Annotated in this window: 13 protein-coding genes; 11 read left to right on the forward strand and 2 right to left on the reverse strand. The window is 36.9% G+C overall.

What is annotated here, in order from left to right:
* The first annotated feature begins 47 nt into the window (after positions 1-47).
* From dnaB to WH267_RS05270, 11 genes are all read left to right on the forward strand, one after another.
* The gene (gene dnaB / locus WH267_RS05220; RefSeq protein WP_340006271.1) at positions 48-1,634 is read left to right on the forward strand and encodes a replicative DNA helicase; all 1,587 of its coding nucleotides are present in this window, start codon (positions 48-50) and stop codon (positions 1,632-1,634) included.
* A 122-nt stretch (positions 1,635-1,756) separates the two neighbouring features.
* Positions 1,757-2,233, forward strand: coding sequence for a ribonuclease HI (rnhA, locus tag WH267_RS05225; RefSeq protein WP_115968123.1), 477 nt, complete (start codon positions 1,757-1,759; stop codon positions 2,231-2,233).
* Between the two features lie 162 nt (positions 2,234-2,395).
* Positions 2,396-4,663: a T9SS type B sorting domain-containing protein gene (locus WH267_RS05230; protein ID WP_340006275.1), complete on the forward strand. Its 2,268-nt coding sequence runs from the start codon at positions 2,396-2,398 to the stop codon at positions 4,661-4,663.
* Between the two features lie 37 nt (positions 4,664-4,700).
* Positions 4,701-6,965 (forward strand): T9SS type B sorting domain-containing protein, encoded by a 2,265-nt coding sequence (locus WH267_RS05235; RefSeq protein WP_340006277.1) that lies wholly within the window; start codon positions 4,701-4,703, stop codon positions 6,963-6,965.
* 124 nt (positions 6,966-7,089) lie between these two features.
* Complete coding sequence (locus tag WH267_RS05240) at positions 7,090-7,716, forward strand: NAD(P)H-dependent oxidoreductase (RefSeq protein WP_115968127.1); 627 nt, start codon at positions 7,090-7,092, stop codon at positions 7,714-7,716.
* Positions 7,717-7,746: 30 nt separating this feature from the next.
* Positions 7,747-9,318: an L-aspartate oxidase gene (gene nadB, locus WH267_RS05245; RefSeq protein ID WP_340006279.1), complete on the forward strand. Its 1,572-nt coding sequence runs from the start codon at positions 7,747-7,749 to the stop codon at positions 9,316-9,318.
* A 12-nt stretch (positions 9,319-9,330) separates the two neighbouring features.
* On the forward strand, positions 9,331-10,191 hold the full coding sequence (nadC, locus tag WH267_RS05250; RefSeq protein ID WP_340006281.1) for a carboxylating nicotinate-nucleotide diphosphorylase: 861 nt from the start codon (positions 9,331-9,333) through the stop codon (positions 10,189-10,191).
* A gap of 208 nt (positions 10,192-10,399) precedes the next feature.
* Positions 10,400-12,964, forward strand: a complete 2,565-nt coding sequence (locus tag WH267_RS05255; protein ID WP_340006283.1) for a TonB-dependent receptor — start codon at positions 10,400-10,402, stop codon at positions 12,962-12,964.
* An 83-nt stretch (positions 12,965-13,047) separates the two neighbouring features.
* The gene (locus tag WH267_RS05260) at positions 13,048-13,479 is read left to right on the forward strand and encodes a hypothetical protein (RefSeq protein ID WP_123320453.1); all 432 of its coding nucleotides are present in this window, start codon (positions 13,048-13,050) and stop codon (positions 13,477-13,479) included.
* Positions 13,480-13,546: 67 nt separating this feature from the next.
* Positions 13,547-14,539 (forward strand): aspartate-semialdehyde dehydrogenase, encoded by a 993-nt coding sequence (locus WH267_RS05265; protein WP_340006286.1) that lies wholly within the window; start codon positions 13,547-13,549, stop codon positions 14,537-14,539.
* Between the two features lie 57 nt (positions 14,540-14,596).
* Positions 14,597-15,595 (forward strand): cation diffusion facilitator family transporter, encoded by a 999-nt coding sequence (locus WH267_RS05270; RefSeq protein ID WP_340006287.1) that lies wholly within the window; start codon positions 14,597-14,599, stop codon positions 15,593-15,595.
* An 80-nt stretch (positions 15,596-15,675) separates the two neighbouring features.
* On the opposite strand, the gene WH267_RS05275 is transcribed toward WH267_RS05270, so the two are convergent.
* Together WH267_RS05275 and xrtF are read right to left on the reverse strand one after the other, a co-directional pair.
* Complete coding sequence (locus WH267_RS05275; RefSeq protein WP_115968140.1) at positions 15,676-16,107, reverse strand: exosortase F system-associated membrane protein; 432 nt, start codon at positions 16,105-16,107, stop codon at positions 15,676-15,678.
* Positions 16,094-16,624: an exosortase family protein XrtF gene (xrtF, locus tag WH267_RS05280; protein ID WP_340006290.1), complete on the reverse strand. Its 531-nt coding sequence runs from the start codon at positions 16,622-16,624 to the stop codon at positions 16,094-16,096. The genes WH267_RS05275 and xrtF overlap by 14 nt, the downstream gene beginning before the upstream one ends.
* Positions 16,625-16,707: the final 83 nt, after the last annotated feature.

Raw genomic sequence — 16,707 nt, forward strand, 5'->3', positions numbered from 1 at the left:
TTGAATACTATTTTTTAAATATTTTTTAAATAAGCTATCTTTGCACCATGGCGCAGAAAGAAACATTATCATCCCTTACCCACGGAAACTTTGCAAAAGAGCTATCTATTGCGGATGGGAAGATGCCTCCTAATGCAGTGGATTTTGAAAGACTTGTTATCGGAACTTTTTTGATTGACAAAAAGGGTCTTGACCATTCCATTGACCTTCTTACCTCGGAAGTATTTTATGATCCCAGACATCAGGTAATTTTCTCTACTATTTTGAAGCTTTATGAAGGCAACCATCCGGTAGACTTAATGACAATCATACAGGAACTTAAAAAAGAAGATAAATTAAGTCAGGCAGGTGGAGATCATTATATTATCGACCTTACTATGGGAGTAAGTTCATCTGCCCATATTGAGTATCACGTCCGCGTTATTCTTGAAAAATATATTTTAAGAAGTCTTATTAATGTTTCCGCGAATGTGATTGATTCCTCATATAAAGAATCAACTGATGTATTTGAACTTCTGGATAAAGCAGAACAGTCTTTCTTTGAAATCACGAACGGAACAATTAAAAAGGGATTCGATACCGCCAACTCATTGGTAAAACAGGCTATTGACACCATCAAATCTTTAAAAGACAAACAAGGTCTTTCCGGAGTTCCTTCAGGATTCAGAGACGTGGACAAAGAAACCGGAGGCTGGCAGAATTCTGACCTTATTATCATTGCAGCACGTCCGGCAATGGGTAAAACGGCATTCCTTCTTTCGATGGCAAGAAATATTGCGGTAGGCCACAAAATCCCAATGGCCCTATTCTCTCTCGAGATGGCATCTGTACAGCTTATCACCAGAATGATTGCCTCTGAAACAAGAATTTCTTCCGAAAAACTTAGAAAAGGAACTCTTGACGATGAAGAGTGGCAGAGATTATTTTCCAATGTATCTGAATTGGAAAATGCTCCTTTATATATTGATGAAACCCCATCACTTTCCATCTTTGACTTCCGTGCAAAATGCCGAAGACTTGTAATGCAGCACGGGGTAAGGCTGATCATGGTCGATTACCTTCAGCTGATGACAGCCGGCAGCAGCGGAAAAGGAGTTGGAAACCGTGAACAGGAGATTTCCATGATTTCCCGTTCATTAAAGGCTATTGCAAAAGAATTGAACGTACCCGTTATTGCTCTTTCTCAGCTTTCGAGAAGTGTGGAAACCCGTCCGGGAAAAAGACCTCAGCTTTCTGACCTGAGGGAATCTGGTGCGATTGAGCAGGATGCGGATATTGTATCTTTCATTTTCAGACCTGAATATTATAAAATTACGGTATGGGATAATGATGAAGAAGGACAGGAAACATCTACTGAAAACCAGGCGGAACTAATTATCGCAAAACACAGGAATGGCGCAACGGCTGATGTCAGATTATCTTTCTTAAAGCATTTTGCAAAATTCGGTGACATTGAAGCAGCCCTTGATGGAGGCATGGGTGGTGGATACCCTTCAAATTTTGGTGAGCCAAGTGGTTTTGATAAAATCAAGACAACAATACAACCGGGAGCAGCATTTGATCTTCCGGACAGTTCAAAACTTTCAGGATCATCTATGAATGATTTTGATGATGATGATGATTTTCCGTTTTAGACTTTAGAATCAACCCTAAAACTTACAGGAACTCAATATAAAAATGAAATCTTCTTCATTAAAAGATTTCACCCCATTTTTGTAATATCATCAGTTTAATACAATTCAATTATACAACAGATTTGAGAATCGAAATTTATACAGACGGTGCATGCAGCGGAAATCCGGGAAAAGGCGGATATGGAATTCTCATGCGCGTTCCCGAAAAAAACTACCAAAAAACATTCTCTAAGGGATTTCGTAAAACCACAAATAACAGAATGGAACTTCTGGCTGTAATTTCAGCACTGGAAAAACTGAAATCTACAGAAAATGACATTCATGTTTATACTGACAGCAAGTATGTAGCAGATGCTGTTAATCAGAACTGGATCACCGGATGGATTAAGAGAGGCTGGAAAAATGTAAAAAACCCTGACCTCTGGAAGAAATTTATAGAGCAATACAACATCCATAAACCTACAATGCATTGGGTAAAAGGCCATGCCGGGCATTTTGAGAATGAGCTTTGTGACAAATTAGCAGTGGCTGCAGCAGGCTCTGCAGATCTTGAAATTGATACTTACTTTGAAGGATTGGAAAATAATTCGCTCTTTTAATTTAATTAACATAAATCCATAATAACACGTACAAGATTTACTACTTTACCATAAAAAAACAATGTTTTTTGAATAATAATTAATTTTTTTAACAAAATTAACATTAAATACATATTTATTGATTAGGATTTAATATATTTACACCGTCTAAATCCCAGTGAAATGAATAAAAATTTATTGTTTTATTTCTCTATTCTTTTATTTACCCTGTCTGGAAAATCCTTTGCCCAGACCTATCAACTCACCGGAAATCCGATCAACACGACAGGATGGACTATAGTACCTAGCGCAGCTGCAAATACAGATTTCATCATGCTCACCGATGACTTAACCAATAAAGCAGGTGCCATAAAACTAAACGATCCCATTAATTTAAAGTATTGTGACAAGTGGAGAGTTGAATTTGATTTTAGAATTGATGGAAACGGAACTTCTTCCGGCAAAGGAGATGGATTTGCATTCTGGTATCTTGCCAATCCTCCTATTACCAGTCAACAAGGAGCAGGATTGGGAATTCCACAAAACGCAACGGGTCTTATCATAGGTTTTGATATCTACAATAATATGGCAGGGGGCGGCCTGATGAGTAAGGTTCATGTTGCCTACGGAGTAGTTCCCAATACAACAGATTCAAATGGGTTAGAATATTACAACACAGCAGGAAGTTCATTCCATTCAGCTGACCTTAATTCTACTCAACCTTTCGTAGGATCCACTTATAAACATGTTGAAGTTACAGGAATAACAGATCCCAATACACCAACCAACTGGATCATTACGGTAAAGATAGACGGCAGCACAATTACATCACAAACATTCATTCCTTCAGCAGGAGCAGCCACTATGACTCAGGGATATTTTGGATTTTCAGCATCTACCGGAGCTGCAAGCGCTAAGCATTCTATTAAAAATGTAAAAATATATACCGACAAAGTCTCCATTTTAAAGACCTTAGCAACTCAGTCATTCTGCCCTAATCCTACGACCGGATTTGGAAGCGTGAATCTAACTGACTTCAACGCTCAATTTGTTGCCAATCCAGGAAATTATACTTTTACTTATTATCCTCAGGGAAGCTCTACACCTATAGCTAATCCTAGCAATTATGAATTTAACACCAACAAAACAATAACCATTGTTATTAAAGATAATGCAGGAGTGCTTTGTGACAATCCTGATGGAAAAATCCAGCTGGACCTAAGCCCTTTTAAGGCTAATGACAAAACACTTACTGAATGTAATAACAATAAAAAAGGAACTGCTACTTTCAACCTAAACTCAGCCAATGTCACAGATGTTCCGGGAGTCACAAAGAAATATTACAAAACACTCAGTGATTTAAATTCCGGAGCTAATGAGATTTCAAATCCGGATAATTATATTTCTGCACCAGGAACAGTTTACGTAAAAGTAACCACTCCTCTGGGATGTACCGGCTCTGCAAAAATTGATCTTACTTTCTATCCCGACACTCCAGTAAAGGAAGCTACTATACAATCCTGTTTTATTGAAAACAATATCACAAATGCTATTTTTAATTTGACCACAGCAAATGTCACTTCACTAACCAGCGGTGTCAGTAAGAAATATTACACTACAATTGCTAATGCGCTTAATGACACTAATGAGATCACTGATCCTTATCAATATACATCAACCAGTACAGCGGTATACGTAAAAGTGACGGATGCTAATAGCTGTTTTGCAATTGCTAAGATCAACCTTGCAGTACTCCCCCCAGTTAAATCAGCTATTCTTAAAGATAAAACTATTTGTATCGAAAATAAAACAGATCTGGATGCAGGACCAGGCTTTGACGAATATATATGGAGCACTGGAGCTACTACTTCCGCCATAAAGGATGTGAGTTTAGGAACCTACTGGGTTAAACTCAGAACAGGAAACTGTTTCACAACTCAGATTATCAATGTAAAACCTGCTCCAAATCCTGTAATCTCCAACATTGACATTCATAATAATACAATTTCCGTTAATGTTTCAGGAGGAACACCGCCTTATCAGTATTCATTAGACGGAACCAACTGGCAGATATCAAATACGTTCACAGGTTTGGCCAGAGGTGAAGTAAAGGTTTTTGTAAAAGACCTGTATAACTGCCCACCTACAGAAGTTCAGATTACAGTTCCCAACCTCATCAATGCGATCACCCCTAATGGTGATAACAAAAATGATTTCATTGATTATTCTGCTTTGGCTTACAAGAAAAACTTAGTCTTCACAGTATATGACAGATACGGAAATAAACTTTATGAAGCGAACAAAATAAGAAATTACACTTGGGATGGAAAAGCTTATGGTAAAAAGATACCTTCTGCTACTTATTGGTATACAATCTCATGGAATGAAAACAATAAAAACAATACGGAAACAAAATACTCAGGCTGGGTATTAGTAAAAAATATGGAATAAACATTAATACAAATAACAACGTCACAATCCTTCCACTATGAAAAAAAATCTACTCTTTTTTTTACTGGGTATTTTACTATGCTTGCCAGAAAAAACTTATTCTCAAACCTATCAACTTACCGGAAACCCTGTAAATACTACAGGTTGGGATCTTGTTTCAGATGCTGTTGTAAGCGGAGATTTTATAAGACTTACTACAGACCAAACAAGCAAGTATGGAGCTATAAAACTATCTACCCCAATTACCTTAAGCTATTGTGATAAATGGAAAGTAGAATTTGATTTTAGAATTGACGGAAACGGAACAACACAGTTCGGACGTGGAGATGGCTTTACATTCTGGTATCTGGCTAATCCTCCAACAGGTTTTGTATCAGGAGGAGGTCTAGGAATTCCAGCCAATGCATCAGGACTAATGGTAGGTTTTGATATTTTTAATAATACTACAGAGGGCCAGATGAGTAAAGTACACGTTTTATATGGTACAAACAATACTGCCGGCAGCAATATAGAATACAACAATACTCCAGGCAGCACATTTCATTCTCCGGACCTGAATCCCACACAGCCCTTTGTAGGCAGCACTTACAAACACGTTGAAGTAAACGGGGAAACAGACCTTACCAATCCCACAAACTGGATTATTAAAATCAAAATAGACGGTGTTCTCATCGCAGACCAGTCATTTGCTCCTTCTGGGAATGCCGTAGGGATGTCACAAGGATATTTTGGTTTTTCAGCTGCAACAGGAGGCGCCAGTGCCAGACATTCTATTCAGAATGCAAAGGTTTATGTAGATAAAGTTCCTATTTTAAACAATACTATAAAACCATTTGTTTGTACCAATCCTGCAACAGGAAATGGAACCGTAGACCTTACATCATACAATACACAATTTGTAAACAATCCCGGAAACTATATTTTCAGTTATTACCTATTGGGATCTGCCACCCCTATTGCCAATCCTACCAGCTTTCAATATACAGGTAATACCACCATTAAAGTAATTGTTAAAGATCCCACGTCAACACTTTGTGATAATGGAGATGGCATCATACAACTGGAGCCCACACCATTTGCAGCAACAGACGCTACTCTTACCGAATGTAACAATAACAATGGCGGAGTTGGAATATTTGATCTTAATTCAGCGGCAGTTACTACCTTGACCGGTGTTACCAAAGAATTTTATCCAAGCATCTATGATCTGAATGCCAGCACAAACCAAATTCCTAATCCGGCAGCGTATACCGCTCCCCCAGGAATTATCTACGTAAGGGTAATTACATCACAGGGATGCGTAAGCACGGCTAAAATTACCCTGAAGACCCATCCGGTTGTAACCGTTCATGATGTTAATATAGAATCATGTTTTATAGAAAGCAATCCATTAACAGCCTCTTTTAATCTTATCAATGCAGGTGTAGTTCCGAACCCGGCAGCATTTACAAAAAAATACTATCCATCATTAACAGACGCTCTTAACGGAACAAACGAAATAACAAACCCGGGTGCATACATTGCTCCTAATGGAGTTGCTTACGTTAAAGTTTTTGATACCACCGGATGCTTTTCAGTTGCTAAACTCACTCTAACAGTTAATCCTCCGACTCCTTCAAGAGTATTAAATGACAAAATTATCTGTATGGCAAGTAAAACAACATTGGATGCGGGTCCAGGATTCAAAAGTTACGAATGGAGCACAGGAGCTACTACACAGTCTATTAAAAACGTTGGTGTTGGCATATATTGGGTAAAATTAAAAACCGGAGAATGTATCACTACACAAACCGTAAAAGTAATCCCATCAGAAAGTCCGGTTATCTCCAGCATAGATATTTCCGGAACAAATGTCACCGTTCACGTTAATGGAGGAATGCCTCCTTATCAATATTCATTAGACAATATAACCTGGCAGGATTCCAATGTATTCACCAATATTACAAGAGGAATAGCTAAAATATATGTAAAGGATAATTATAACTGCGAACCTATTATAATCAATGTAACGATTCCTAATCTTGTTAATATCATTACTCCCAATGAGGACGGCATTAATGATACCATTGATTATTCAGCTCTTGCAATTAAGCCCAATCTGGATGTCAACATTTATGACAGGTACGGGGTACAGGTTTTCAAGGCAGATAAAACCAATGGCTACAGATGGAATGGTACAGCCAACGGAAGAAAAGTACCTACTGGAAGTTACTGGTATTCCGTTTCATGGAATGAGCATAATAATAACAAGAATACCCTTATCAACTTTACAGGCTGGATCATTGTTAAAAACAGAAATTAATCACATTTATCATTCATATTAAAAGAGTCACTCTGCTATGCAGGGTGATTTTTTGCTTTAAATTAAGCGGATATATTTCCTTTTAAAAGTCCCTTTATTCATATTCAATGCTTAAATTTGTCCTATGAATTATTTGGAAGCTTTAAGCAGAAGATATTCTGTAAAAAAATTTAATACTCAAATTATTCCTCAGGAAACACTACACAACATTCTTGAGTCAGGAAAACTGTCTGCAAGCTCTCTTGGGCTTCAGCCATACAAGATCGTTGTTGTTGAAAGTGAAGAAATGAAGCAGAAGTTAATTCCTGCTTTTTATAACCCATCTCAGATCTCTACATGTTCTCATCTTATTGTCATTATTTCAAAGAAAACAATTGAAGAGAACTATATCAAGGGATATTTCAACCATATTTCCGAGGTAAGAGAAACTCCTCTTGAGCAGCTTGATCCATTCAAAAACAGCATTAAGCAGCATATCAATCAAAAAACACAGGATGAAATTTTCAACTGGGCCGAAAAGCAGTCATATATCGTATTAGCCAATCTGATGTACGCTGCAGCGATTGAAAACATAGATTCATGCCCAATGGAAGGTTTCCGACAGGATCTGATAGAAGAGATTCTGAATATCAATCCCGAAACAGAAAAAGTAACCGTTACCCTCGCTTTAGGCTACCGTTCTGAAGAAGATTACTTCCAGCACATGAAAAAAGTAAGAAAACCAAACGAAAAATTGTTTAAATTTATTTAATATTTAAATGATTGTATCTAAAGCAAGCACATGATAAAAGCGGATGTATTAGTAATCGGTTCCGGTATTTCCGGACTTTCCTATGCCATTAAAGTTTCTGAACAACTCCCTGATGCCAAAATCATTATTGTCACAAAGTCTGATGAAGACGAAAGCAATACCAAATATGCACAGGGTGGCCTTGCTGTAGTTACCGACTTTCAGAATGACAATTTTGAGAAACATATAGAAGACACTATGCGTGCCGGTGACGGAGAAAACAAACGCGACGTAGTGGAAATGGTGGTAAAGGAAGCTCCTGCAAGATTCAATGAAATTGTAGAATGGGGTGCCCAGTTTGATATGAAAAACGGAAAATTCGCTCTGGGAAGAGAAGGAGGTCATACCGAAAACAGAATCGTCCACCATAAAGATATCACAGGTTTTGAAATCGAAAGAGCATTATTGGAAACAGCCAAAAACAGTCCCAATATTGAAATTCTGGATCACCACTATGTAATTGATATCATTACCCAGCACCATGTTCCTGGAAAAGAGCTTAATGAAGGAGATATTCATTGCTATGGTGCCTATATTCTGGATGAGAAATCCAAAACTATCAAGAAAATCACTTCCAAAATCACATTGGCAGCCACAGGAGGTGCCGGACATGTTTATAAAAATACAACCAACCCCACTATTGCCACAGGCGACGGAATCGCTTTCGTAGCCCGCGCCAAAGGAAAGGTTTCCAATATGCAGTATTATCAGTTCCACCCGACAGCTTTGTACAGCAAAATGGATGGAATGTTGTTTTTAATTTCAGAAGCCGTTCGTGGAGACGGAGCTAAATTAAGAACCAAAAGAGGCGAAAAATTCATGCATAAATATGATGAACGTGAAGAACTTGCATCAAGGGATATTGTTGCAAGAGCTATTGACGCCGAAATGAAAATTACCGGAGACGAATTTGTCGGTTTAGATTGCAAGGAAATGAATCATGAAAAATTTTTAGAACATTTTCCGAATATTTATAAGAAGTGTAAAGACGAAGGCATTGATCCGTTCACCCAATTAATTCCCGTTGTACCAGCATGTCATTATCTTATGGGAGGCATTGAAGTAGACAGAGACGGCCAATCTTCTATCAGAAATCTTTTTGCAGTGGGAGAATGTACCAATTCCGGATTACATGGCGCCAACAGACTAGCTTCAAATTCTTTACTGGAAGGATTAGTTTTCGGACACAACGCTGCCATGAAAACAGTATCACTTCTTAATGAAAACCTATTCAACTTTGATGATTTAAAAGCCGTTCCGGAATGGAACGAAGAAGGAATGAAGATCATGGATGAAATGGTCATCGTTAGCTACCTGAGAAAGCAGCTTCAGGAAATGATGAGCGACCTGGTAGGAATTGTAAGAAGCAACAGACGTCTGAATATGGCTTTACAAAAGCATCAGGAGATTGCAGCAGCCGTTGATGAGATCTACCACTACTCTATTCTTTCTCCACAGTTATCAGAATTAAGAAACCTGACCACCGTTGCTCACCTCATCATTATCCAATCTATGGAAATGACAGAAAACAAAGGAGCATTTTACAATAAAGATTTAGCCTAAAAGCATACCATCATGAAAAGACCAAGCTACGTTACAGATAAAGCATTAAAAACATTCATAAAAAATGCCCTTGAAGAAGACATTCAGGATGGAGACCATTCTACCCTTTCCACAATTCCTGAAGATCTTCAACAAAGTGCTAAGTTACTTGTAAAACAAGACTGTATTCTTGCAGGAGTAGAATTGGCAGAAATCATTTTCAAAACGTTTGATAAAAATCTTAAAGTAGAAACCTTCATCAAAGATGGAGTTCCATGTAAAGTAGGAGACGTAGCCCTTATTGTAACCGGAAGTGCCAGATCCATCCTTTCCACAGAGAGATTTGTTCTTAACTGTATGCAGAGAATGAGTGGTATTGCAACACTTACTCATGATTGGGATTCAAGATTGATAGGAACCAAAACCAAACTTTTAGATACCAGAAAAACGACTCCTAATTTCAGAATGTGTGAAAAATGGGCGGTAGCTATTGGTGGTGGAACCAATCACCGATACGGTCTTTATGATATGATTATGCTTAAAGATAATCATATTGATTACAACGGAAGCATTACTAATGCCGTAAAAATGGCCAAGGATTATGTTAAAAAGACCAAGAAAAAGTTAAAAATTGAAGTTGAAACCAGAAATCTGGAAGAAGTTCAGGAAGCCATCAATGCAAAAGTTGACAGAATTATGCTTGATAACATGGATGTTAAAATGATGAAGAAAGCTGTGAAAATGATAAATGGCTCAACTGAGTCAGAAGCATCCGGTGGAATTACCCGTGACATGCTTAAAGAAATTGCATCAACAGGGGTAACTTATATCTCTGTAGGGGCTTTAACACACTCTGCTGAGAATATAGATTTGAGTCTCAAAGCAGTGAAATAGCGTTGAATTTTTAACAAAAACACCTCACCTTTATTAAAAAATCAATAACATGACTTTTTTCATACAAAAAGTCGTTTTTTACCCATTTCACTGACATTCAATCGATTAACATTATTAAGACTGATTAAAAATTAACATTGAGTTAATAATAGTTAAAATATATTTTGCGAATTTTGCAGAAAATTAAATCTAATTATTACTAACGATTATGAAATTAATCAACAAATCGATGCTAACTGCAGTAATTACTTTATCTACAGCTAGTGTCTATTATGCTCAACAAGTTCAGGACTCTACAAAAATTAAGTCCAATGATATTGAACAAGTTGTATTAACTGGTGTTGCCGATATCGCTAAAGATAGAAAGACTCCAGTAGCAGTTTCAACAATTAAAGAAGCACAGATTGTTGAAAAATTGGGTAATCAGGAATTTCCTGAGATCCTAAACACAACTCCATCCGTTTATGCTACAAAAGGTGGAGGTGGTTTTGGAGACTCTAAATTAAATATTAGAGGATTCAACCAAAACAATATTGCCGTAATGGTAAACGGTATGCCTGTAAACGATATGGAAGGAGGATCAGTTTACTGGTCAAATTGGGCTGGGCTATCTGATGTAACTTCTGCAATGCAGGTACAAAGAGGTCTTGGATCATCCAAATTAGCAATTGCTTCTGTAGGTGGTACTGTAAACATTCTTACAAGAGCTGCTGACAAAAAGCAAGGCGGAATAGTTTCTCTAGCAGTTGGAAATAATGACTATGTAAAATCTCTTTTTGCTTACAATACTGGAAGATCTGAAAAAGGATGGTCTTCTTCATTCTTAATGAGTAGAACTGCAGGATCTATGTATGCTGACGGAACAAAGTTCGAAGGATACAATTATTATTTTGCATTAGGATATAAAAAACCGGGAGGTAACCATGATTTCCAGTTTACAATTACTGGTGCTCCTCAATGGCACAACCAAAGATCATATGCAATTACTATTTCAGATTATATAAGATTCAATCCTGATAATGACGGAACTCCAAACAGAAGATATAACTCAGATTGGGGGTACCTTAATGGACAAGAATACGCGACAAGAGTTAATTATTACCATAAGCCTGTAATGTCTCTAAACTGGGACTGGTCAATGAGTGAAAAATCAAAACTTAATACCGTATTCTATGCATCTTTTGGTAGAGGTGGTGGAACAAACACGACTGGTACTGCAAATGGAAAAAGTTTAAACAGCTTTAGAAATCAAACCACAGGCTTGTATAATATGGATGATGTTTTTGCTGCTAACCAGGCTTCAACTCCTGACAAAGGTGTTCTTATCAGAAACGCATCTATCAACTCACACAACTGGTTTGGTGTAATTTCTAGTTTCAATCATACAATCAACGATAAATTTAAGTTTTCTGCAGGTATTGATGCAAGATACTACTATGGTTACCACTATCAGTCAGTAACTGATTTATTGGGAGCAAGCGGATATCTTGATAAAAACAACAAAAACATTCCACCTAACTTAGTAACAGCAGTATCTAAGCCAGAAGCTAGCTGGAACCCATTCGGAGGAAAAATCGATAATATCAACAATCAAATTGGTTATAGTAACGATGGTGAAGTACTTTGGTACGGAGCTTTCGGTCAGTTTGAATACACAAGCGACAAAGTCTCTGCATTCATTCAAGGGTCAGTATCTAACCAAGGATTCCAAAGAATTGATAACTTCATTATAGATGGAGTTTCAAAATCTAAAAAAGGAGAGATCATGAATACTAAAACAGGATTCAAAAATCTTTTTGGATATAACGTTAAAGCAGGTGTTAACTATAACATCAACGAGCAGCATAATGTTTTTGGAAATATTGGATACTACGAAAAGCAACCTTTCTTCAATGCAGTATACAGAAGTAATGAAAATATTGTTTCTTCAGATCTTAAAAATGAAAAAATATTTGGTGCAGAAATCGGATATGGATTCAGATCTTCAAACTTCAATGCTAACGTTAACCTTTACAGAACTTCTTGGGATGACAGATATCTTAGAAGAAGCGGTGTAAGAGATGTTGTAGCAGGAAAAACAGCCTATGTAGAAATGAACGGATTAAACGAGGTTCACATGGGGGTAGAAGTTGATGCAAGCTATAACCTGAACAAGCTATTAACAGTTAATGGTATGTTCTCTCTTGGAGATTGGTATTATAAAGGAAATGCAACTGCAGCTCTTTTTGAAGACAGTACAAATTTACCTCTTAACTTCCCAGGAAGCACAAGCAACGAAACTACATTATACTTAGATAAAGTAAAAGTAGGAGATGCAGCTCAAATGACAGCTTCATTAGGGCTTACTGTAAGACCTGTTAAAAATCTAAGCTTTGATGCTACATGGAGAAATACCAACAATTTATATGCAAGTTTAGATGCTTTCAACTTTAGAACTCAGGCTGCTGCTAATAGAGGAACATTAAAATTACCAAGCTTTAACTTATTTGATTTAGGTCTTTCTTATAAAATAAATCTAAACAATAAGCAGTACTTTACAATTAGAGGAAATGTATATAACTTGTTTGATACAACTTATATTGCAGAATCTAATACAAGTAACCATGTTAAAACAGTAGGTGATTTTACAGCTACTTCTACAGCTACGGCTCAACAACAATATGATGCTTATATCAACAATCCTAAAAACTTCTACAAAGGATTAGATGCATCGAACCAGGTATTCTTCGGATTCGGTAGAACTTGGACTGCTACTCTATCATTCAACTTCTAATTATCACAATATTAGATTTTATAAATATGAATCCCGGCTTTGAGCCGGGATTTTTGTTATCTTTGTCTACAAAAAAATAGATTATGGATTTTTACAAGATTTTATTGAGTGCCCATAAAGGTTTTGGGTATCTCGAGCTTCTTTTGGTTGCATTATTTATCATTGCTCTTTTGGCTACCATGTTTGGTTTCAGCGGGAAAGTGAATAAGTTTTTAAAGAAAACTACCCTTTTCACAATGATCTTCTTCCACGTTCAGTTTCTAATAGGAATCATCATGTTGGTTACTACTTTTAGCGGAGGATTGAATATGGGAGAGGTTATGAAAAATGCGGCATTAAGATTCCAATATGTTGAACATCCATTCTCTATGCTTATTGCGGCAGTATTAATGACTATCGTTAATAAAAAAGTAAAATCTAATGATACAATTTCCCTTGGCGTTACAATTATGGGATTAATTGCGGTAGGTTTATTTGCCTTCGCATTCCCTTGGGCAAAAGTCTTTGGAGCTTAAAACAGACAAAGAAATTATATGCGTTATAATTTATAAATAGTTTAATCTTAAATTTTTAATTAAATCAATGAAAGTAGCTGTAGTAGGTTCAACAGGAATGGTTGGACAAGTTATGCTTAAAGTTTTGGAAGAAAGGAACTTCCCTGTAACAGAATTAATTCCGGTAGCTTCCGAAAAATCTGTAGGTAAAAAGGTGAAGTATAAACAGAAGGAATTTACAATTGTAAGCATGAAGGACGCTATAGCTGCCAAACCGGATATTGCTATCTTTTCTGCTGGAGGTTCTACTTCTCTTGAGTTTGCCCCTTTATTTGCAGAAGCTGGAGTAACAGTTATCGACAACTCTTCAGCATGGAGAATGGATCCTGATAAAAAATTAGTCGTTCCTGAAATTAACGCAGATGTACTGACTAAAGAAGACAAGATCATTGCAAATCCAAATTGTTCTACCATTCAGTTGGTAATGGTTTTAGGACCTTTGAACAAAAAATATGATTTAAAAAGAGTAATTGTTTCTACTTACCAATCTGTAACAGGAACGGGTAAAGCAGCGGTTGACCAGTTAAACGGAGAAATCAACGGTGATGATTCTGCTGCTAAAGTATATCCATATCAGATTTTCAAAAATGCATTGCCACACTGTGATGTGTTTGCTGAAGACGATTATACTAAAGAAGAAATTAAGTTGATGAAGGAGCCTAAGAAAATCCTTGGCGATGATACATTCAATTTAACTGCAACAGCCGTAAGAGTTCCAGTTCAGGGAGGTCACTCAGAAAGTGTAAACATTGAATTCGAAAACGAATTTGAGCTGGATGAAGTAAGAAAGATCTTATCTGAAACACCTGGAGTAATCGTAATGGATGACGTGAAAAACAACCACTACCCAATGCCTTTATACTCAGAAGGAAAAGATGAAGTCTTTGTAGGAAGGATAAGACGGGATCTCTCACAGCCGAAAACGCTCAACCTTTGGATCGTAGCAGACAACCTGAGGAAAGGAGCAGCAACCAACGCTGTACAAATCGCAGAATACCTTGTAGCAAACAACTTAGTATAAACTAACAAAATAAAAAAGAGTCTCAGAATTGAGATTCTTTTTTTTATCAAACATAGTATGAATACCCCGAAGAATACCCACAAAGAAAAAATAGGATTCCAAAAGATCATTGCCACTTTTGGAGTTATCCTCTTCGTTGGAAAGATCGTTGCCTGGAAGCTTACCAATTCCGATGCAGTATTCTCTGACGCCATGGAGAGTATTGTGAATGTCATCAGTGCATTTATGGGATTATATTCACTTCACCTTGCCGCAAAACCTAAAGATGAAGACCATCCTTATGGCCACGGAAAGGTTGAATTCGTCACTTCTGGTATTGAAGGCGCCTTGATTGCCATTGCAGGACTTATGATCATCTATGAAGGCATATCCAGCCTTATCATAGGAAAAACCCTGAGCAAAATTGACTTAGGAATCTGGATCATTGCCGCAACAGCTGTTGTCAACTATCTTCTGGGATATATTTCTATAAAGAAAGGGCAAAAAGAAAATTCATTGGTTCTTATTTCTTCCGGAAAACACCTGCAATCAGATACCATCACAACCCTTGGAGTAGTAGCCAGTTTAATTATTGTTTACTTTACCAGAATTTATTGGCTGGATTCTGTTGTTGCTTTGATATTTGGGCTTTATATCATATTTGTAGGCTATAAAATTGTCCGGAAATCATTAAGCGGTATTATGGACGAACAGGATCCGGAAATACTGCATCAGGTAATCAGAATCCTTGAAGCAAACAGGCATACAGAATGGATTGATGTACACAATATGAAAATCCAACAGTTTGGAGCCTCGCTTCATATTGATGCCCATATTACCCTACCCTGGTATTACGACCTTCGTGATGCTCACAATGAAATGGAAAAAGTCATTATTCTTTTGGCTAAGAACATCAAAAGAAACATCGAATTTAATTTTCACATGGATGACTGTAAGCCTATTTCATGCCCGGTATGCCAGATTACAAACTGCCCTGTTCGCCAAAAAGATTTTGTAAAAAGAGTGGAATGGACCGCAGACAATGTAACCCGTGTAGATAAACACACTGTAGACTAGAAAATATATAAAATTTAAAAAGGCTGAGAAAGCAAAAATATAAGGGTATTACTTATCCTTATTTGCTTACTCAGCCTTCTTTATTTACGATCCATTTGTTTTCTATAGTAAAACATCGGAACAATCAGCAGTATAATTAAGGGCTGAATCACAAATCTTCTCATATAAAAAGAAAAAAGATACCCAATTTCAAATCTGTTCTGAATACAATACAGATAAATAGGAAAGGTAATCAGGAAAATGATAAGAATCATCAAAGCGCCCTGTATAGTCCATTGTTTATTTTTAAATAAGCCCTGAATAATCAGGCATGAGAAAAACAGATTAAGAGCAAATCTAAAAAGATAGCCTCCCACTAATTTTCCCCATTCAAATGCAGGAAATGCAATATTTTTATTGGCCTCATGGAAGTAATCCAGAAACGGATCATAAAATATTTTATCTTCCATTACCCTTACTCCTATCAAGCCACAGATGCCTGAAATAACCAGAAGCCAGCTAAGAATTTTCATGTTTTAAAGCAAAGAATTTAATCCAGATTAACCAAAGTAAAACCACACTACCATAAATCGCTGCCGGGAAAACAAAATCATGGAACATTTTACCATATTCTTTGTGTTCTGCCATCACAATATTTAATCCTACAATGCGTAAAAGATTGATAATATAAAGTAAAACCAGCCCCGTCAGCACAAAAACAAATGTTTTAGCTCCTTTATAAAAAGCAAAAACAAAGGATACAAAGAGGATCATGACAGAAATAGCGTTACAGCCTTCCACCATTCTTGTTACATATTGCTTCTTTACATAAAACCAGACCTGCTCATTCTTCACATCATTGTACAGTTGGGACGGATAACCTAAAACATTTTGTACCGCACTCGCCTGGTGGGCAATAATTCCTGAAAAAGGATCCAAACCGGAATCCTTACCCGCATTGAGATAAAATTGATACGCAACAAGCAACACCAGATAAATAATGATGAAGCGCAGTAGAATTCCTAGCACCGGCTTAAAGTCCTTTAACATATTACAAAGATAAAAATTAGGCTGTAATAACCTGAAGGAGAAACAAGAAAGTTAAAACATACCATTAAAAACCGGATATAGGA

Source organism: Chryseobacterium sp. MYb328 (genome assembly GCF_037572595.1).
Classification (GTDB): domain Bacteria; phylum Bacteroidota; class Bacteroidia; order Flavobacteriales; family Weeksellaceae; genus Chryseobacterium; species Chryseobacterium pennae.